Here is an 18,114-nt window from a genome sequence, read left to right on the forward strand (position 1 = left end):
ACCGCCGGACAACACCACCCGAGGGCCCCACGACGACGTGGGGCCCTCGAACACTTAACACGACAACTGGCCGAGCCCACAGGCCAGGCCCACCCGGGACAGCACAACCCGGCCCACACACGGCCCAGCCGACATGGTGAGTTCCCCATTAGACTGGATTGTCAGCTTTTGCCCGCAGCCGGGCAGGACACCAGAGGATTTGTTGATCGCGGCCAATCGCCGCGCTGTATGCAGCCGCCACCTTGCGCCTGCACGAGGAAAGGAACCACATGGCAGAGGACTTCGGACGCGGTCAGGGCGGACGGGGGTTCGGTGGCCCACGTCGCGGGACCGGTTCGGGACGTGGCTCTGACCGTTCGGGTGGCGCCTTCCGCAGGACGAACAACTCCGGTGGTGAGCCTCGCGGGTTCCGCGACCGCCGTCGCGAAGGTGACGAAGGCCGTTCCTCGGGTGGCGAGGGCCGTTCGTTCGGCGACCGCGACCAGCGGGGCGAGGGCCGTTCGTTCGGCGACCGTGAGCGCCGTCCGTATGGCGACCGCGACCAGCGGGGCGAAGGCCGTCCGTACGGTGACCGCGAGCAGCGACCGGCTGGCGACCGCGAACGTCGTCCATTCGGCGACCGCGATCAGCGCGGCGAGCGCCGCCCTTATGGGGACCGTGGGGATCGTCCGCGGTTCGACCGGGGCGAGCGCGGCGAGGGTCGTTCCTTTGGAGACCGTGAGCAGCGCGGCGAGCGTCGACCGTTTGGTGATCGGGAGCGTCGTCCGTTTGGAGACCGTGAGCAGCGCGGTGAGCGTCGACCGTTTGGTGATCGGGAGCGTCGTCCGTTTGGAGACCGTGAGCAGCGCGGCGGGGGCCGTTCCTTCGGCGACCGCGACCAGCGCGGCGAGCGTCGACCTTACGGCGACCGCGACCAGCGCGGCGGGGGCCGTCCGTTCGGGGACCGTGGCCAGGGTGGCGAGCGTCGTCCGTTCGGGGACCGCGAGCGTCGCGAGGGCCGTCCGTTTGGTGACCGCGAGCGTCGCCCTTACGGCGACCGCGACCAGCGCGGCGGGGGCCGTTCCTTCGGCGACCGCGAGCAGCATGGCGAGCGCCGGCCGTACGGGGACCGTGGGGATCGTCCGCGGTTCGACCGGGGCGAGCGCGGCGAGGGCCGCCCGTTCGGCGACCGCGAGCAGCGCGGGGAGCGCCGCCCGTACGGCGACCGTGACCGCGGTGACCGCGGCAATCGCCGCCCCTTCGGCGAACGGACCGAGCGCCCGGAGCGGCCGCAGGCGGACCGTGAGCGTCGCCCGTATGGGGACCATGGGGATCGTCCGCGGTTCGATCGGGATGACCGTGGCGGGCAAGGTGGCTACTCGGGCCCTCGATACGAGGCGCGGGAGGATCGGGATGCGCCGTTCAGCCGCGAGCACAATCCGGCCGACCTGAGGGCCTCGAACCGCGCGGACCGCGAACGTTCGCCCGAGATCGACTCGGACGTCACGGGCAAGGAACTCGACCGGGGCACGATGGCGCAGCTCCGCACCCTTGAGAGCCGCAGCGCCGAATGGGTTGCGAAGCACCTCGTCATGGCTGGTCGCCTCATCGACTTCGATCCCGAGACCGCGTTCCAGCATGCGCTCGCGGCGAGCCGCCGCGGTGGCCGGATCGGTGCCGTGCGGGAGGCCGTCGGCATGACGGCGTACGCGGCGGGCCGCTACGACGACGCACTCCGCGAGTTCCGCACGTTCCGACGGATCACGGGCTCAAGCATCCACCTTCCGCACATGGCCGACTGCGAGCGCGGCCTCGGACGCCCCGAGAAGGCGCTTGAGCTGGCCCGTTCGGAGGAGCGGAACATGCTCGACGCTGCCGGCAAGGTCGAGCTCGCGATCGTCGCGTCCGGTGCGCGTTCTGACCTCGGCGACCACGCAGGCGCGGTCGAGGAGCTCGAGATCCCCCAGCTCGACATCAACAGGGCCTTCTCCTTCAGCCCGCGCCTCTTCGAGGCCTACGCGGACGCCCTTTCGGCCGCGGGCCGTTCGTCCGAGGCCGCCAAGTGGTACCGCCAGATCGGCGTGGCCGAGAGCGCTCTCGGTGTCGACGAGGTCGAAGAGCCGGACATCCTCGACCTGGGCTGGGACGAGGAGGAAGAACGCCGCGCCGAGGAGGAGCGCCGGAGCCGTGTGGCAGGGGCCAGGGCCGAGCACGGTGCGGGCTACGCCGAAGAAGATGCTGAGGCGAAAGAAGACGCTGAGTCGAACGACGAAGAGGCCGAACACGTCGAGGGTCTTGCCGACGACGAGATCGGCGTGACCGAGCGGGACGCGTTCGAGGCCGACGACGAGGCAGCAGAAGAAGGCGAATCCGACGCAGGGGCCGACGACGACGCCCGGGACACCGGCTCTGAGCACGGCGCCTGACATGCGTCCGGCCTTCATCGACGCGTTCGACGCGGTCCTCTCCGACCTCGACGGCGTCGTCTACGCCGGTCCGCACGCGATCCCCGGTGCCCCTGAGGCGCTCCGAGGTCTCGCGTCGCGCGGGGTCCGCCTCGGCTACGTGACGAACAACGCCTCGCGTTCGCCCGCCGAGGTCGCCGCGCACCTGCGCGAGCTCGGCGCCCCAGCGGAGGAGAACGACGTCGTGAGCTCGGCCCAGGCGGGTGCCGAGCTGCTCGCGCGGAAGGTCCCCGCAGGCTCGAAGGTCCTCGTCACGGGCAGCTCGGCGCTCGCGCACGAGGTCGAGATCAGGGGGCTCATCCCTGTGCGCTCGGCGGAGGAGGCCCCCGTCGCGGTCATCCAGGGCTTCAGCCCCGATCTCGGCTGGCGGGATCTCGCGGAAGCCTCGTACGCGGTCGCGGCGGGAGCCCTGTGGATCGCGACCAACACGGACTGGTCGATCCCGCAGGCCCGCGGCATGGCGCCCGGAAACGGCACGCTCGTCAACGCGGTCCGCGCCGCGACGGGCCAAGAGCCCCTCGTCGCGGGCAAGCCGGAGGCACCCCTGTTCCTCGCCGCGGCCGAGCGCCTCGGCGCGAAGCGGCCCGTCGTCGTCGGCGATCGTCTCGATACGGACATCCTCGGCGGCAACCGGGCCGGCTTTGCCACCGCGGCGGTGCTCACGGGCGTCGACACGCCAGAGACGATCCTCGCGGCCCGCACAGCCGAGCGGCCCGGCTACATCCTCGCGACGCTCGCTGACCTCTACACGCCGTATCCCGAGCTCGAGGCCGTCGATGGCGGCTGGCGTTCCGGAGGCTCGACGGCCCGCGTGGACGGGAACCGGGTCCGCGTGACCGGGCTGAGCGGCGAGCTCGACGCGTGGCGCGCCGCGTGTGCCGCGTGGTGGGACGCGCGTCCTGAGGCGGACGAGCCCGCGGCCCCCGAAATCGTCTGGGAGGACTGAGCTTCGCGCTCTCGATAAGCTGGGGTGCATGAGCCACGAGCCCCTCGACGACCAGGCTGCGCCCTCGGGCCACCGTCCGCCCGGCGTGGTGGATCGCGCGCTGAGTGTGCTCGAGGAGGCCCGGTCGCTCCCGGGCGCTGAGCGGGCCGAGGCGTTTGAGCGGTTCCACGATGCCCTCGCGGCTGCCCTCGACGAAGAGTCGGGGGAGTAGCGCGTGCCCCGACTCGATCTCGAACTCGTTCGCCGCGGGCTTGCCCGGTCGCGGACCCACGCGGCGAAGCTCATCGCGGACGGCCACGTCGCTGTCGGTGGGAAGCCGGCGGCCAAGGCGTCGTTCGACGTCGGGGCCGACGACCCGATCGCCGTCGAATCCTCTGAGCACGACCGCTACGCGAGCCGCGCGGGGCACAAGCTGGCCGGTGCCCTCGCGCGCTTCCCCGAGGTCGATCCCCGCGGCCTCCGGTGCCTTGACGCGGGTGCGTCGACGGGAGGGTTCACGGATGTCCTGCTTGAGCACGGCGCGGCGCGGGTCGCCGCCGTCGACGTCGGCCACGGCCAGCTCGTCGACCGGCTCCGCGCCGACCCCCGGGTCGACGTCTTCGAAGGGCTCAACGTCCGAGAGCTTGTCCCGGAGACCATCGGCGGTCCCGTCCAGCTCACGGTTGCCGACCTCTCTTTCATCTCCCTGACCCTCGTCGTCGGCCCGCTCGCAGGCTGCACCGCGCCGGGCGGACATCTGCTCCTCATGGTGAAGCCGCAGTTCGAGGTGGGCCGTGAGCGGCTCGCCAAGAGCGGCGTCGTGAGCTCGCCTGGCGAACGACGGCGCGCGGTCGCCGGCGTAGCACGTGCCGCGGCCGACGTCGGCCTTCGCCTTCGCGGGCTCGCGGAGAGTCCTCTGCCAGGTCAGGACGGCAACGTGGAATACTTCCTGTGGCTGACACGGCCGCAGGCGGAGGCGGCAGCGCCCGACGCCGGGGCCGCGCTCGAGGAGCTCCTCGGCGCCGTGTGGCCCGAACTGCCCGAGTCAGCGGTCCCGACGGCACGAGGAGAGGCACCACGATGAGTCGACGCGTTCTCGTCCTCGCACACACCGGACGCGAGGATTCGATGATCGCCGCGCGCGAGGCCTGCGCGCAGCTCCACGGCTCGGGCCTCGTGCCCGTCATGTCCGACCAGCAGCAGCGCGACCTCGAAGTCCATTTCGGCAGCCTCGACCATCCGACCGAGATCCTCGGGGAGGACGTCGAGCTGGCCGACGTCGAACTTGTGATGGTCCTCGGCGGCGACGGCACGATCTTGCGGGCCGCCGAGCTCGTCCGCGGGGTAGACGTCCCGCTTCTCGGAGTCAACCTCGGCCACGTCGGCTTCCTTGCCGAAAGCGAGCGGGCTGACCTCGCGCAGACCGTCCAATGGGTCGCGAGCCGCAGCTATTCGGTCGAGGAGCGCATGACGATCGACGTCACGGTGTGGGTGCAGGGCCACAAGGTTGCGCACAGCTGGGCGCTCAACGAGGCCGCGATCGAGAAGGCGAGCCGCGAGCGCATGATCGAGGTCGTGACGGAGGTCGATGGCAAGCCGCTGACGTCGTTCGGCTGCGACGGGGTGGTGCTCGCGACCCCGACGGGCAGCACAGCGTATGCGTTCTCCGCGGGCGGTCCGGTCGTGTGGCCCGAGGTCGAGGCGCTCCTCATCGCGCCGATCAGCGCCCACGCGCTCTTCGCGCGGCCGCTCGTCGTCTCGCCTCACTCCCGCCTCGCCGTCGAGATTCTCAACCGCACGGACGCGCGGGGCGTCCTGTGGTGCGACGGGCGCCGCAGCGTCGACCTCCCGCCGGGCGCCCGGGTCGAAGTGACCCGCTCCGACAGGCCCGTCCGCCTCGCGCGGATCAGCGCGACGCCGTTCTCGGCGCGGCTCGTGCGCAAGTTCGAGCTGCCCATCCACGGGTGGCGCGGCCCGGCCCCGCTCGGCACGAACGGCGCCGCCGCCGTGCCGGAGCTTCCGCCGCAGCCCTGGACCGGCCGCAGCCTCGGGCCCCTCCAGCCCGCCGAAGCGAAGGCCGAGGCAGGAAAGGACGCCGACGAATGATCGAGGAACTCCGCATCCGCGACCTGGGCGTCATCGTCGACGCAACGCTTCCGCTGGGCCCGGGGCTCAGCGTCGTGACGGGTGAGACGGGCGCGGGCAAGACGATGGTGGTCACCGCCCTCGGCCTCCTCCTGGGCGGCCGTTCTGACGCCGGCGCCGTGCGGGTCGGGGCGAAGTCCGCCCTCGCCGAGGCGAGCGTCCGGCTCGCTCCCGGGCACGCCGCCGTCGAACGTGCGGTCGAAGCGGGTGCCGACGTCGAGGAGCACGACGGCGCTGTGGAGCTCCTCGTCGCGCGCGCCGTGGGGGCGGACGGCCGGAGCCGCGCGCACCTCGGCGGGCGCAGCGCGCCCGTCGGCGCCCTCGCGGAGGTCGGCCAGCACCTCGTCGTCATCCACGGCCAGTCCGAGCAGCTGCGCCTCAAGAGCGCGAGCGCCCAGCGCGAAGCGCTCGACCGCTTCGCCGGCGACGAGTTCGCGGGGCGGCTCGCCGAGTATGCCTCGGTCCACGGGCGGTGGATGGCGGCCCAGCGCGAACTCGCCGAGCTCACCTCGGCGTCGCGCGAGCGGATCCGCGAAGCGGAGTCGCTTGAGGCGGCCCTCGCGGAGATCGCGGACGTCGACCCTCAGCCGGGCGAGGACGATCAGCTCCGGGCCGAGTCGCTGCGCCTCTCGAATCTCGAGGGGCTCCGTGTCGCATCCCAGCAGGCGCACGAGGCGCTCGTCGCAGAGGAATTCGGCGAGGCGGGGGACGCGATGACGCTCGTGGACGCTGCGAAGCGTGCCCTCGAGCACGTTGCCGAGCACGATCAGGCGCTCGCGGCCTCTGCCGAGCGGCTCGCCGAGGTCGGCTACGTCCTCGCGGACATCGCGCGCGAGCTCGCGAGCTACGGCGCGTCGCTCGACGCCGAAGGCCCCCAGCGGCTCGCCGAGGTCGAGGACCGGCGAGCCGCGCTCGGGAACCTCGTGCGCAAGTACGCGCCAAGCGTCGACGAGGTCATCGCATGGGCGGAGGCGGGTCAGAAGCGCCTCTACGAGCTCCAGGACGACGGCGGCCGGATCGACGCGCTGACCGAGCAGGTCGCGCGCGACGAGGAGCGCCTGTGGGGCCTCGCCCGGGAGCTGACCGCCCGCCGCCGGGACGCGGCGGCGGACCTCGCGGCGCGCGTGAGCGTCGAGCTCACCGCACTCGCGATGCCGGACGCGACCCTTCACGTCGTCGTCGAGGAGACGGGCGCGCTCGGCCCCCTCGGCGCCGACGACGTCGCGATCCTCCTCCAGCCCCACGCGGGCGCGCCTCCACGCCCTCTCGGCAAGGGTGCCTCGGGCGGCGAGCTCTCGCGCGTCATGCTCGCGATCGAAGTCGTCCTCGCAGCCGTCGATCCCGTGCCGACCTTCGTGTTCGACGAGGTGGACGCGGGCGTCGGCGGGCGTGCCGCCGTCGAGATCGGGCGTCGGCTCTCGATGCTCGCCCGGCATGTCCAAGTCGTCGTCGTGACGCACCTCCCGCAGGTCGCGGCGTTCGCGGATCGGCACATTCGGGTCACGAAGACGTCGACTGCGTCAGCAGATTCAGCAGAGCGCAGCCGCGACGGCGTCGCGGGGTTCACGTCGAGCGACGTCGCGCTCCTCGGCGACGACGAACGCGTCGTCGAACTGGCCCGCATGCTCGCGGGGCAGGAGGACTCGGAGTCCGCGCGGGCCCACGCGCAGGAGCTCCTCGACGACGCGCGGAACAATGCGAAGCCGGCAAGCAGACAACGGACGGGAAAGAGATGATAAGCTCGAATTCCGTGGTGCATCGCTCTCATTCCCGTTTCTCAGACGCCGACAAGACGACGAAGCAGATCTTCGTGACCGGAGGCGTGGCCTCCTCGCTCGGGAAGGGTCTGACGGCGTCGAGCCTTGGGCACCTCCTCCGAGGCCGCGGGCTTTCCGTCACGATGCAGAAGCTCGATCCCTATCTCAATGTGGATCCAGGAACGATGAATCCGTTCCAGCACGGCGAGGTGTTCGTGACAGAGGACGGTGCCGAGACGGATCTCGACATCGGACACTACGAACGCTTCCTCGACGAATCCCTCGACGGTTCCGCGAACGTCACGACGGGCCAGATCTACTCGACCGTCATCGCCAAGGAGCGCCGCGGCGAATACCTCGGCGACACCGTACAGGTCATCCCGCACATCACCGACGAGATCAAGCGCCGCATGCGCCTGCCCGCCGAGGGCTCGGACGCTCCGGACGTCATCATCACGGAGATCGGCGGCACGGTCGGCGACATCGAGTCGCAGCCGTTCCTCGAGGCCGCACGCCAGGTCCGCCAGGACATCGGCCGCGGCAACGTCTTCTTCCTGCATGTTTCGCTCGTGCCGTACATCGGGCCGTCGCAGGAGCTCAAGACCAAGCCCACGCAGCACTCCGTTGCCGCGCTCCGCTCGATCGGCATCCAGCCCGAGGCGATCGTCGTGCGCTCGGACCGCCAGATCCCGGACGCGATGCGGGACAAGATCGGCCGCATGTGCGACGTCGACACCGACGCCGTCGTGAACTGCCCCGACGCGCCGAGCATCTACGACATCCCCAAGGTCATCCACGCCCAGGGTCTCGATTCCTACATCGTCCGGGCTCTCGACCTCCCGTTCAAGGACGTCGACTGGACGAAGTGGGACCGGCTCCTCAAGGCCGTCCACGAGCCCCTCCACGAGGTCGACGTCGCGCTTGTCGGCAAGTACATCGACCTGCCGGACGCGTACCTGTCCGTGACCGAGGCGCTCCGCGCGGGCGGCTTCGCGAACGACACGAAGGTCAACATCCGCTGGGTCGCCTCCGACGAGTGCCAGACGCCGGCCGGCGCCGAGCGCTCCCTCGCGGGCGTCGACGCGATCGTGGTGCCGGGCGGCTTCGGCATCCGCGGCCTCGAGGGCAAGCTCGGCGCCCTCACGTTCGCCCGCGAGCGGCAGCTGCCGACCCTGGGCCTATGCCTCGGCCTCCAGTGCATGGTCATCGAGTACGCGCGCAACGTCGTGGGCCTCGAGGGCGCCTCGTCGAGCGAGTTCGAGCCCGACTCGAAGTACCCGGTCATCGCGACGATGGCCGAGCAGCTCGAGATCGTCGAGGGCAAGGGTGATCTGGGCGGCACGATGCGGCTCGGGCTCTACGACGCTGTCCTCGACGAGGGCTCGGTCGTCGCGGAGACGTATGGCGCGACGAAGGTGGCCGAGCGCCACCGTCACCGCTACGAGGTCAACAACTCGTACCGGGGCCAGCTCTCCGACGCGGGCCTCGTGTTCTCGGGCACCTCGCCGGACGGCAAGCTCGTCGAGTTCGTCGAGCTCCCGCGCGACGTCCACCCGTACTACGTGGCCACCCAGGCACACCCCGAGCTCGGCTCCCGCCCGACGCGCCCGCACCCGCTCTTCGCGGGGCTCGTGCGCGCCGCGCTCGAGCGCAAGCAGGGCGCCGGCTCGGACGCGCCCAAGGCCGCCTCGAAGAAGCCCGTCAAGGCCACCGCGGCCCAGCAGGCCGAGTAGGCAGCCCCCGTGACGACGCATGCGCCGCGGCCGCACCTCGAGGATGCCCTCAGTCCGCGGCGCGTGCTCGCCTCGGAGCCTGTCTACCGCGGCAGGATCTGGGACGTGCGCTCGGACACGTTCGAGCTCGCGCCCGGGTCCGAGCCGCTCCGACGGGACTTCATCGACCACCCGGGTGCCGTCGCGATCCTGCCGATGGACCGCGATGGCAGGGTTCTCCTCCTGCGGCAGTACCGGCACCCCGTGGGCATGGACCTGTGGGAGATTCCCGCGGGCCTGCTCGACGTGGACGGCGAGTCGAATCTCGACGCCGCAGCGCGCGAGCTCGCGGAGGAGGCCGACCTCACCGCCTCCGAATGGCACGTCCTGGCCGATTTCTTCAATTCGCCGGGATCATCGAGCGAGGCCATCCGCATTTACCTGGCGCGCGGGCTGACTGTCATTCCACATCACGAACGCCACGAGCGCACGCACGAGGAGTCCGAGATCGTGTTCGCGTGGGTGGACCTCGATGAGGCCGTTGGGGCGGTCCTCCAAGGCCGCCTGCACAACCCGAGCGCCGTCGTCGGCCTTCTCGCCGCGCACGCCGCGAGCCGTTCCGGCTTCGCCGAGCTGCGCCCCGGGGACGCGCCCTGGCCAGCCCACCCGGCCCAGCGCTGATGGCGGGCGAGGCCCTGGGGGCATCGCCCGGGACAGTCCAGCCGCCTGCCCTTGAGGCAGCTGTCGGCGACTATCTGCGGCATCTGTCCGTCGAGCGGGGCCTCGCCGCCAACACCCTTGCCGCCTACCGCCGAGACCTGCGGCGGTACACCGACTATCTCGCGTCGGAGGGCGTCGGCGCGCCGGACGAGGTGACCCGTCGGCAGGTCGCGCGCTTCGCCGAGGCACTTCGGGACGGGGCCGACGGCGGCACTCCGCTCGGGGTGCGGTCGGCGGCTCGCGCCGTCGTCGCCGTCCGCGGACTGCATCGCTTCTGGGCGCTCGAAGGGACGACGGCTGGGGATCCCGCTGCCGATGTCCACCCGCCCCTTGCGGGGCAGCGGCTCCCCAAGGCGATCCCGGTCGACGACGTCGCGCGCATCCTCGAGGCGGCGTCCGCCGACACGCCGACCGGGCTCCGCGATCGCGCGCTCCTCGAATTCCTGTACTCGACGGGGGCCCGCATCAGCGAGGCGGTGGGGCTCGACGTCGACGACGTGCGGCTTGCGGGAGAGGACGACGGCGGGCCCTCCATCGTGCGGCTGTTCGGCAAGGGCTCGAAGGCGCGTCTCGTGCCCCTCGGCTCGTACGGCGCCCGCGCCGTCGACGACTACCTCGTGCGGGCACGCCCGCTGCTCGCGACGAAGGGCACCGGGATTCCGGCGCTCTTCCTCAACGCGCGCGGCGGGAGGCTCTCCCGGCAGAGCGCGTGGACGATTCTCAAGGACGCCGCGGAACGCGCCCAGATCGGCCGCGACGTCTCCCCGCACACGCTGCGCCACTCGTTCGCGACCCACCTCCTCGAGGGCGGCGCCGACGTGCGCGTCGTCCAGGAGCTGCTCGGGCACGCCTCAGTTACGACGACCCAGGTCTATACGCTTGTCACGGCCGACACGCTGCGCGAGGTGTACGCGGCCGCGCATCCGAGGGCGCGGGGCTGATGGGCGCCGCCGTGGCGATCTGTTTCCTGCTCCGCGACGGCGCCGCCGGGCGTGAGGTCCTGCTCGGACGCAAGAAGCGCGGCTTCGGCCATGGCAAGGTCGTGGGGCTCGGCGGCCACATCGAGCCGGGGGAGACGGCGGCTCAGGCCGCGATCCGCGAGCTGTTCGAGGAGGCGTGCGTCGTCCTCGACCCTGCCGCCGTCCAGCCCGGCGGGAGCGTTGACTTCCGTTTCCCGGCGAAGCCCGCGTGGGACATGGAGTGCAGCATGTTCACCTGCACAGCCTGGACCGGCGAGGTGTGCGAGACCGAGGAGATCGCGCCCGCGTGGTACCCCGTCGACGCGCTCCCGCTCGCGGACATGTGGCAGGACGCCGATCATTGGCTTCCGATGGTCCTCGCGGGAACGGTCGCGGACTTCCTCGTGGAAATGGCCGAGGACAACGAAACGGTGGCCCGCTTCGCCGTCCTCGGCCAGTAGCCTTCGGGGGCCTCAGTCCAGGTGCCGCTCGTCCGGACCGTTGTAAGCGCTGAGCGGGCGGATGAGGGAGTTGTTCTCGAGCTGCTCCATGACGTGCGCGGTCCAGCCGACGATGCGGCTCGCAACGAAGAGCGGCGTGAACGTGGGGATGTCGAAGCCGATGAGGTGGTACGCGGGCCCCGTGGGGTAGTCGAGGTTCGGCTTGATGCCCTTGGCCTCGTCCATGGACTGCTCGAGCCCGTCGTACAGGCCGAGGATCTCGGGGCGGCCGTAGTAGGCGATGAGGTCGTCGAGGGCGGCCTTCATGGTGGGCACGCGCGAATCGCCGTGCTTGTAGACCCGGTGGCCGAAGCCCATGATCTTCTTCTTCTGCGCGAGCGCGGCGTCCATCCAGTCCTTCGCGCGGCGCTTGGCATCCTCATGTGACTCGCTCGGGTCGATCCCGATCTCCTCGAAGGTCTCCATGACGGCCTCGTTCGCCCCTCCGTGGAGGGGGCCCTTGAGGGCTCCGATCGCGGCGGTGACGGCGGAGTGCAGGTCCGAGAGGGTCGAGGTCACGACGCGTGCGGTGAAGGTGGAGGCGTTGAAGGAGTGCTCGGCGTAGAGGATCATCGAGACCTCGAAGGCCCGGACCACCTCCGGTGCGGGCTCCTCGCCGAAGGCCATCCAGAGGAAGTTGGCGGCGTAGCCGAGGTCTGAGCGGGGTTCGATGGGGTCCTGCCCGCGACTGTCACTATGCCTACGGCGTTGGTCGTACGCGACGACGGCGGGCATGGCCGCGAAGAGATCGGCGGCCTTCGCGAGGTTCGTCGCGCGCGAGGAGTCCTCGGCGCGGGTATCGCGCGCCCCCAGCACGGACGCCGCGGTGCGGCAGACGTCCATGGGGTGCGCCGTCGTCGGCAGCTCGTCGATGACCCGCTTGACGACCGGATCGAGCGCCCTGCCCGCGCGCTCGAGCTCTTCGAAGGCGGCCAGCTCCTCCTGGGTGGGGAGTTCGCCGTGCCACAGCAGATACGCGACCTCCTCCATGCTGCAGCGCGCCGCGAGCTCCTGCACGGGGTAGCCGCGGTAGAGGAGTGAGTTGGTCTCGGGGTTGACCTTCGAGATGGCGGTGTAGTCCACCACCACCCCGGCGAGGCCCTTCTTGATCTCGTCTGTGTTCGATTGCTGCGTCATGGCAGGGCTCCTTCGCTGGTAGCTGCCTGAGGCCTCAGTATCGGCCGGGGACCTGGAAATTGAAGACGCTGGTGTCGAAGCGGTTGTACGCCTCGTAGTCAACCAGCTCGTAGAGGCGGGAGCGAGTCAGCATGTTCTCCACCTCCGACTCCTGAGTGCCGTGCGCAGCAATTGCTTCAAGCGTACGTTCTGCAGCGCCCATGGCAATCCTCAAGAGCGTGACGGGGTAGATCACGAGGTTGATCCCCACACCGGCGAGCTCGTCGACCGTGAAGAGGCGGCTCTTCCCGAACTCCGTCATGTTGGCGAGGATCGGCACGCTGACGGCCTCGCGGATGGCCCTGAACTCCTCTAGGGTGCCCATGGCCTCGGGGAAAATCGCGTCGGCGCCGGCGTCGACGAGGGCCTTCGCGCGTCCGACGGCGGCGTCGAGCCCGGCCGCGCCGGGCTCGCCCGCGCGAACATCGGTGCGGGCCATGATGAGGAAGTTCGGGTCGCGGCGTGCGTCGGAGGCGGCCCGGATGCGCTGGAGCGCGGTGTCGAGATCGACGACGGCCTTCCCGTCGAGGTGCCCGCAGCGCTTCGGATTGACCTGATCCTCGATGTGGCAGCCGGCCAGGCCGGCGTTCTCGAGCTCCTGGACGGTGCGCGCGACGTTCATGGGCTCGCCGAAGCCCGTGTCCGCGTCCACGATCGCGGGCAGCTCGGTCATGCGGGCGATCTGCCCCGCCCGCGTCGCGACTTCGGTCAGGGTGGTCAGCCCGATGTCCGGCAGGCCGAGGTCGTTCGCGAGCACCGCGCCGGAGATGTAGACGCCGGGGAAGCCCTTCTCCTCGATGAGCCTCGCGGAGAGGGGGTTGAACGCGCCGGGGAACTGCTGGATCTGCCCGGACGCGAGGGCTTCGCGCAGCCGGATCCGCTTCTGCTCCGGGGTCGTCTTCGAGTACAGCATCTAGAACAGTCCCTTCGGGCCCTTGGAGAGGTCGATCACGCCGTCCTTCGCCACGATGTTGAGCTGGTCGAGCTCGCCCGCGGCGAGTTCGGGGAGGCGCTGGACGGCGGCGAGGAACCGGTCGATTTCCTCGGGCGCGACCGACTCGGCGGCGAGCATGCGGAACTTCGCGATGTACTGGTCTCGTCCGAACGGGCGGGCCCCGAGCGGGTGGGCGTCGGCGACGGCGATCTGGTCCTCGATCACCGTCCCGTCGGCGAGCGTGATGACGACGGAGCCGCCGAAGGCCTTCTCCGCGATGTCGAGCGAGTGGTACCGGCGGGTCCACTCGGGGTCCTCCTCGGTGGTGATCTTGTGCCACAGCGCGACAGTGTCCGGGCGGGACGCGCGCTCGGACGTGTAGGAGCCGACGTGGTGCCACGCACCATCCTGGAGGGCGACGGCGAAGATGTACGGGATCGAGTGGTCGAGGGTCTCGCGCGAGGCTGTCGGATCGTACTTCTGCGGGTCGTTGGCGCCGGAGCCGATCACGTAGTGCGTGTGGTGGCTCGTCTTGATGAGGATGCTCTGGACGTTCGCCGGATCGGTGGCCTCCGGGTGCTCGCGGTGGAGCTTGCGGGCAAGGTCGATCCAGGCCTGGGCCTGGTACTCGGCCGAGTGCTCCTTCGTGTACGTGTCGAGGATCGCGCGCTTGGCCTCGCCGGGCGCGGGCAGGGGAACCTCGTAGGTGGCGTCGGGGCCGTCGAGCAGCCACGCGATGACGCCGTCCTCGCCCTCGTAGATGGGCACGGGCGAGGTCTGCCCGCGCATGGCCCGGTCGACCGCCTCGACGGCCATCTTCCCCGCGAACGCCGGCGCGTGCGCCTTCCACGTGGAGATCTCGCCCTTGCGGGACTGGCGCGTCGCCGTCGTCGTGTGCAGGGCCTGCCCGACGGCCTGGAAGATCGTCTCGACGTCGAGCCCGAGCAGCGTGCCGATCCCTGCGGCGGCGGAGGGGCCCAGATGCGCGACGTGGTCGATCTTGTGCTGGTGGAGCGAGATCGCCTTCACGAGGTCGACCTGGATCTCATACCCGGTGGCGATCCCGCGGAGCAGGTCCCGGCCCGTGGAGCCGACGTGCTGGGCGACGGCGAGGATCGGCGGGATGTTGTCCCCCGGATGCGAGTACTCGGCGGCGAGGAACGTGTCGTGGTAGTCCAGTTCGCGCACGGCGACCCCATTGGCCCACGCGGCCCACTCGGGCGAGACGCGGTCCTCGATCCCGAACACGAGCGCCCCGCGGCCGCCGGACGACGGCGCGTGGGCCAGCGCCTGCGCCCGCGCCGCGACGATCGGGCCCCGGTTGAGCGAGGCGATCGCGACCGACGCGTTGTCGATGATCCGGTTGATCACCATCTCCGTCACCTCGGGGGTGACCTCGACCGGGTCCGCGGCGACCTTCGCGATCCGGTACGCGAGCTGCTCCTCGCGGGGGAGCTTCTCCTCGCTCTTGTAGACGCGGACGTGGTGCAGCTCAACCATGGGTGGCCTCTCGGTGTGGTGTGGCTGGGTGGGATTGATGAGGAATGCTCTGGGTGGACTTGATGTGGTTCAGGCTGTTGCTCAGGTGCACCGCCGTCGCAGCGGCGGCAAGGGGAGCGTTGCCCCCCGCGATCGCTCCGGCGATGGCAGCGTGCTCGACGGCGGCCTGGCGGAGGCGCGCGGCGTCGTCCTTCGCGAGCCGCCGCACCCGCGCGAGGTGCACCCGCAGGCCTTCGAGCGCCTGGGACAGATACGAGTTCGCGGCGGCCTCGTCGATGGCCGCGTCGAGCTCTGCGGCGAGGGCGTAGTACTCGTTCCGCTGCGGGTCGTCGTCGGTCAGCAGCGCCGGAGCAGCCGCAAAGCGGTTCCGCAGCGTCTCGAAGCGCGCCCGCCCGCTGTGCTGGGCCGCGAGCGCAGCGGCCTTGCATTCGAGGGCCTCGCGGAGCTCGAACAGCTCGTCGAGGTGCGCGAGCGAGAGTTCGCTCACGACGACGCCGCGTCCCCTTTGGGCGGTCGCGAGGCCTTCCGCGGTGAGGCGCGCAAGGGCCTCGCGCAGCGGAGTGCGGGAGACGCCCAGCCGCTCCGCCTGCTCGACTTCGCCGAGAACGGTCCCTGGAGCGAGCCGCCATTCCACGATGTCCTCGCGCAGGGAAGCGTACGCGCGGTCGCTGGCTTTCACGATGTATACATTGGCAGCATCAATGCCTTCCACGCAAGGCAATCCAGGGAAGTTGTCGATACTATGTATACATTGACGAGCCCAGGGTGCCCGAATGCCCCACCGGGAACTCGCGTGTGTTTTACCGGAAGCCGCACGACAACAGTTGAGCGACCGTCGAGGATGAGAGCGTCATCGAATGGCTCGTCCTGGTGCTGCGGCCGGAGGGCGACACCTAGGTTACCCGCGAGTAACATTAGCGCATGCATCTGCTTCTGCGCACGCTTCTGCAGCTCGTCACGTCGCGGCGCCGACCGCCGCTGAGCCTGTGGGACGTCTCGTCCCTCCCGCTCCGCGTCCTCCCGACGGACATCGACATCGCGAGGCATGTCAACAACGGCATGTACTTCTCGCTCATGGACCTGGGGCGCTTCGACCTCATGGTCCGCGCCGGCGCCTGGGACCGCATGCGGGCGAGGGGCTGGAGTCCCGTGGTCAGCCTCGAGACCATCTCGTTCCGGAAGTCGCTCACGCTCTGGCAGAGGTACACGGTCGAATCCCGCATCATGGGAGTCGATGAGCGGGCGATCTACTTCGAGCAGCGCATGGTCGCGCGCGGCGAGGTCTACGCGCGCGCCTACATTGCGACGCGGCTCGTGTCCGCGGCCGGCCCCGTGGGCAACGAAGAGATCTTCGCCGAGGTCGGATGGCCGCCCGCCGAGCTCGAGCTCCCCGAGTTCCTCCACAGGTGGCGCGAGGAGAACGCCCTTCCGAGCACCCGACGTCCAGCGCCCCACGCGTGGTAGCCCGGACGTCTCCCTGGCCGCCGCGCTAGCGTGGAGCCATGGCCTTCACGACGCGTCCTGAACTGGCCGGAACGTTCGGCATGGTCTCCACGACCCACTGGATCGGTGCGCAGGCCGGGATGGCCATGCTCGAGCGGGGCGGCAACGCGATCGACGCAGCGGCTGCCGCCGGCTTTGCGCTCCAGGCGGCCGAGCCCCAGCAGAACGGTCCCGGCGGGGAGATGACGCTCCTCGTCGCGCTCCCGGGCGCGGAGCCCCGCGTCCTGTGCGGCCAGGGTCCCGCACCCGCGGCGGCGAGCGTTGCGGGCTTCCGCGCCCTGGGCCTCGACCAGGTGCCCGGAACGGGGCTTCTGGCCGCGGCGATCCCCGGCTCGACCCTCGCCTGGCTGACCCTCCTCGCGGACCACGGAACGCTCGCGTTCGCCGACGTGATCGGCCCCGCGCTTCGCGTCGTCGAGGACGGCCTCCCCATCGGTGCCGGACTCGCTCTCGTCCTCGAGCGCATGGCCCCTCATTTCCTCGCCCACTGGCCGAGCTCGGCCGAGCTCTACGCTCCCGGCGGCGCCCCGCTGCCCGAGGGGAGCCTCCTCCGGAACCCGGCGCTCGCGAGGACGTGGCGGCGGCTCGTCGTCGCGGAGGCGCGCGCCGCCGCTGCCGGCGCAGGCCGCGCTGAGGCGATCGGCGCCGTCGTCCGCGAATGGGCCGAGGGATTCGTCGCGGAGTCGATCGACGCGTTCTGCCGCATCCCCCAGCGCGACTCGAGCGGCCGTGCCCACGCCGGCCTCCTCACGGCCGATGACCTCACGGCCTGGCGGCCGCATTACGAGCCCACCGTGTCAGCCGAGTTCCGCGGCTGGACCGTGCACAAGGCGGCCTTCTGGAGCCAAGGCCCCGCGTTCCTGCAGCAGCTGCGCATCCTCGACGCTGTGCCGGGCTTCGGCGAGGGGGCGCTCGCGCCGGGGACCGAGGGCTACGTGCACACGATCCTCGAGGCCACGAAGCTCGCGCTCGCGGACCGCGACGCGTGGTACGGGGACGCCCCTGGAGTCCCGGCGGACGAGCTGCTCTCGCCCGACTACGCGCGCACGAGGGCTCGGCTCATCGGCGATCGCGCGTCGCTCGAGATGCGGCCGGGTGCCCCCGGCGGCCGGGAGCCGCGCCTCCCGGACCTCTCCGTGCGCGGTGCGTTCGATCGCGCTGGCCTCAGCGGCCTCGGGGAACCCCATGCCGTGAGGGCCCTGCTCGAAGCCGATGCCCTGCCCGGCCCCGACGGGACGGCGAGGACGGACACGGTGCATATAGACGTCGTCGACCGCTGGGGCACGATGGTCTCGGCCATGCCGAGCGGCGGGTGGCTCTCGAGCTCGCCCGTCATCCCCGAACTCGGCTTCCCGCTCGGAACGCGACTCCAGATGGCGTGGCTCGAGGAGGGCCTCCCGAACACGCTGGCCCCGGGCCGCCGGCCGCGGACCACCCTCTCGCCGTCGCTCGCGACGCGCGGCGGCGAGGCCGTCCTCGCGTTCGGCTCGCCCGGCGGAGACCAGCAGGACCAGTGGCAGCCGCACTTCTTCCTCGACGTCGCCCTGCGCGGCGCGGGCCTCCAGGAGGCCATCGACGCGCCCGGCTTCCACTCGGCGCACCAGCCGTCGAGCTTCTACCCCCACGAGGCCCTGCCGGGCGTCGCACTCCTCGAGGGGCGGTTCGCTCCCGACGTCGTCGCTGCTCTCCGGCGTCGCGGCCACCGTGTCGCAATCGCGGGGGACTGGGAGATCGGCAGGCTCTGCGCGGTGTCCCGCGACCCCGGGACGGGCATCATGCGCGCGGGTGCGAATCCGCGCGGAATGTCCGGCTACGCCGTGGGCCGCTGAGCCCGCAGAG

Annotated in this window: 17 protein-coding genes; 12 read left to right on the forward strand and 5 right to left on the reverse strand. The window is 71.1% G+C overall.

Annotated elements, in window-relative coordinates:
• Positions 1-161: 161 nt before the first annotated feature.
• The gene (locus tag SPF06_RS20760; protein ID WP_323281068.1) at positions 162-1,349 is read right to left on the reverse strand and encodes a hypothetical protein; all 1,188 of its coding nucleotides are present in this window, start codon (positions 1,347-1,349) and stop codon (positions 162-164) included.
• A gap of 162 nt (positions 1,350-1,511) precedes the next feature.
• Between SPF06_RS20760 and SPF06_RS20765 the strand changes: the two genes are divergently transcribed.
• From SPF06_RS20765 to SPF06_RS20810, 10 genes are read left to right on the forward strand one after another with little or no spacing between them, the layout of a single operon-like run.
• Positions 1,512-2,405 carry a tetratricopeptide repeat protein gene (locus SPF06_RS20765; RefSeq protein WP_323281069.1) on the forward strand — a complete coding sequence of 298 codons (894 nt, stop codon included), beginning with the start codon at positions 1,512-1,514 and terminating at the stop codon, positions 2,403-2,405.
• A 1-nt stretch (position 2,406) separates the two neighbouring features.
• The gene (locus tag SPF06_RS20770; RefSeq protein ID WP_323281070.1) at positions 2,407-3,390 is read left to right on the forward strand and encodes an HAD-IIA family hydrolase; all 984 of its coding nucleotides are present in this window, start codon (positions 2,407-2,409) and stop codon (positions 3,388-3,390) included.
• Positions 3,391-3,418: 28 nt separating this feature from the next.
• Positions 3,419-3,601, forward strand: coding sequence for a hypothetical protein (locus SPF06_RS20775; protein WP_323281071.1), 183 nt, complete (start codon positions 3,419-3,421; stop codon positions 3,599-3,601).
• Between the two features lie 3 nt (positions 3,602-3,604).
• Positions 3,605-4,453, forward strand: a complete 849-nt coding sequence (locus tag SPF06_RS20780) for a TlyA family RNA methyltransferase (protein WP_323281072.1) — start codon at positions 3,605-3,607, stop codon at positions 4,451-4,453.
• Complete coding sequence (locus tag SPF06_RS20785) at positions 4,450-5,475, forward strand: NAD kinase (RefSeq protein WP_323281073.1); 1,026 nt, start codon at positions 4,450-4,452, stop codon at positions 5,473-5,475. Before SPF06_RS20780 ends, SPF06_RS20785 begins: the two co-directional genes overlap by 4 nt.
• A complete protein-coding gene (recN, locus tag SPF06_RS20790) occupies positions 5,472-7,250 on the forward strand; it encodes a DNA repair protein RecN (protein ID WP_323281074.1) in 1,779 nt (592 codons plus the stop codon). Before SPF06_RS20785 ends, recN begins: the two co-directional genes overlap by 4 nt.
• Positions 7,247-9,004, forward strand: a complete 1,758-nt coding sequence (gene pyrG, locus SPF06_RS20795; protein WP_323281075.1) for a CTP synthase — start codon at positions 7,247-7,249, stop codon at positions 9,002-9,004. Before recN ends, pyrG begins: the two co-directional genes overlap by 4 nt.
• Before the next feature lie 9 nt (positions 9,005-9,013).
• Positions 9,014-9,664: an NUDIX hydrolase gene (locus SPF06_RS20800; protein ID WP_323281076.1), complete on the forward strand. Its 651-nt coding sequence runs from the start codon at positions 9,014-9,016 to the stop codon at positions 9,662-9,664.
• Positions 9,664-10,644 carry a site-specific tyrosine recombinase XerD gene (gene xerD / locus SPF06_RS20805; protein WP_323281077.1) on the forward strand — a complete coding sequence of 327 codons (981 nt, stop codon included), beginning with the start codon at positions 9,664-9,666 and terminating at the stop codon, positions 10,642-10,644. Before SPF06_RS20800 ends, xerD begins: the two co-directional genes overlap by 1 nt.
• Positions 10,644-11,123, forward strand: coding sequence for an 8-oxo-dGTP diphosphatase (locus tag SPF06_RS20810; protein WP_323281078.1), 480 nt, complete (start codon positions 10,644-10,646; stop codon positions 11,121-11,123). Before xerD ends, SPF06_RS20810 begins: the two co-directional genes overlap by 1 nt.
• A gap of 12 nt (positions 11,124-11,135) precedes the next feature.
• On the opposite strand, the gene SPF06_RS20815 is transcribed toward SPF06_RS20810, so the two are convergent.
• The 4 genes from SPF06_RS20815 to SPF06_RS20830 are packed head-to-tail and all read right to left on the reverse strand — an operon-like array spanning position 11,136 to position 15,451.
• Positions 11,136-12,299, reverse strand: a complete 1,164-nt coding sequence (locus tag SPF06_RS20815) for a bifunctional 2-methylcitrate synthase/citrate synthase (RefSeq protein WP_323281079.1) — start codon at positions 12,297-12,299, stop codon at positions 11,136-11,138.
• A gap of 34 nt (positions 12,300-12,333) precedes the next feature.
• Complete coding sequence (gene prpB, locus SPF06_RS20820; protein WP_323281080.1) at positions 12,334-13,251, reverse strand: methylisocitrate lyase; 918 nt, start codon at positions 13,249-13,251, stop codon at positions 12,334-12,336.
• The gene (locus SPF06_RS20825; protein ID WP_323281081.1) at positions 13,252-14,772 is read right to left on the reverse strand and encodes an MmgE/PrpD family protein; all 1,521 of its coding nucleotides are present in this window, start codon (positions 14,770-14,772) and stop codon (positions 13,252-13,254) included. It abuts the gene before it with no gap.
• The gene (locus tag SPF06_RS20830; protein ID WP_323281082.1) at positions 14,765-15,451 is read right to left on the reverse strand and encodes a GntR family transcriptional regulator; all 687 of its coding nucleotides are present in this window, start codon (positions 15,449-15,451) and stop codon (positions 14,765-14,767) included. Before SPF06_RS20830 ends, SPF06_RS20825 begins: the two co-directional genes overlap by 8 nt.
• Positions 15,452-15,693: 242 nt before the next feature.
• Between SPF06_RS20830 and SPF06_RS20835 the strand changes: the two genes are divergently transcribed.
• Positions 15,694-16,236 carry an acyl-CoA thioesterase gene (locus SPF06_RS20835; RefSeq protein WP_323281083.1) on the forward strand — a complete coding sequence of 181 codons (543 nt, stop codon included), beginning with the start codon at positions 15,694-15,696 and terminating at the stop codon, positions 16,234-16,236.
• A gap of 38 nt (positions 16,237-16,274) precedes the next feature.
• Positions 16,275-18,104 carry a gamma-glutamyltransferase family protein gene (locus SPF06_RS20840; protein WP_323281084.1) on the forward strand — a complete coding sequence of 610 codons (1,830 nt, stop codon included), beginning with the start codon at positions 16,275-16,277 and terminating at the stop codon, positions 18,102-18,104.
• Positions 18,105-18,114: the final 10 nt, after the last annotated feature.

The organism is Sinomonas terricola, from assembly GCF_034931225.1.
Lineage (GTDB): Bacteria > Actinomycetota > Actinomycetes > Actinomycetales > Micrococcaceae > Sinomonas > Sinomonas terricola.

Bases quoted from the DNA above. Each gene is read 5' to 3' on its own strand.
- SPF06_RS20785 (WP_323281073.1), top strand. From the start codon at position 4,450: ATGAGTCGACGCGTTCTCGTCCTCGCACACACCGGACGCGAGGATTCG.
- SPF06_RS20815 (WP_323281079.1), bottom strand. From the start codon at position 12,299: ATGACGCAGCAATCGAACACAGACGAGATCAAGAAGGGCCTCGCCGGG.
- recN (WP_323281074.1), top strand. From the start codon at position 5,472: ATGATCGAGGAACTCCGCATCCGCGACCTGGGCGTCATCGTCGACGCA.
- SPF06_RS20775 (WP_323281071.1), top strand. From the start codon at position 3,419: ATGAGCCACGAGCCCCTCGACGACCAGGCTGCGCCCTCGGGCCACCGT.
- SPF06_RS20765 (WP_323281069.1), top strand. From the start codon at position 1,512: ATGGCGCAGCTCCGCACCCTTGAGAGCCGCAGCGCCGAATGGGTTGCG.
- pyrG (WP_323281075.1), top strand. From the start codon at position 7,247: ATGATAAGCTCGAATTCCGTGGTGCATCGCTCTCATTCCCGTTTCTCA.
- xerD (WP_323281077.1), top strand. From the start codon at position 9,664: ATGGCGGGCGAGGCCCTGGGGGCATCGCCCGGGACAGTCCAGCCGCCT.
- SPF06_RS20825 (WP_323281081.1), bottom strand. From the start codon at position 14,772: ATGGTTGAGCTGCACCACGTCCGCGTCTACAAGAGCGAGGAGAAGCTC.
- SPF06_RS20840 (WP_323281084.1), top strand. From the start codon at position 16,275: ATGGCCTTCACGACGCGTCCTGAACTGGCCGGAACGTTCGGCATGGTC.
- SPF06_RS20835 (WP_323281083.1), top strand. From the start codon at position 15,694: ATGCATCTGCTTCTGCGCACGCTTCTGCAGCTCGTCACGTCGCGGCGC.
- SPF06_RS20810 (WP_323281078.1), top strand. From the start codon at position 10,644: ATGGGCGCCGCCGTGGCGATCTGTTTCCTGCTCCGCGACGGCGCCGCC.
- prpB (WP_323281080.1), bottom strand. From the start codon at position 13,251: ATGCTGTACTCGAAGACGACCCCGGAGCAGAAGCGGATCCGGCTGCGC.
- SPF06_RS20770 (WP_323281070.1), top strand. From the start codon at position 2,407: ATGCGTCCGGCCTTCATCGACGCGTTCGACGCGGTCCTCTCCGACCTC.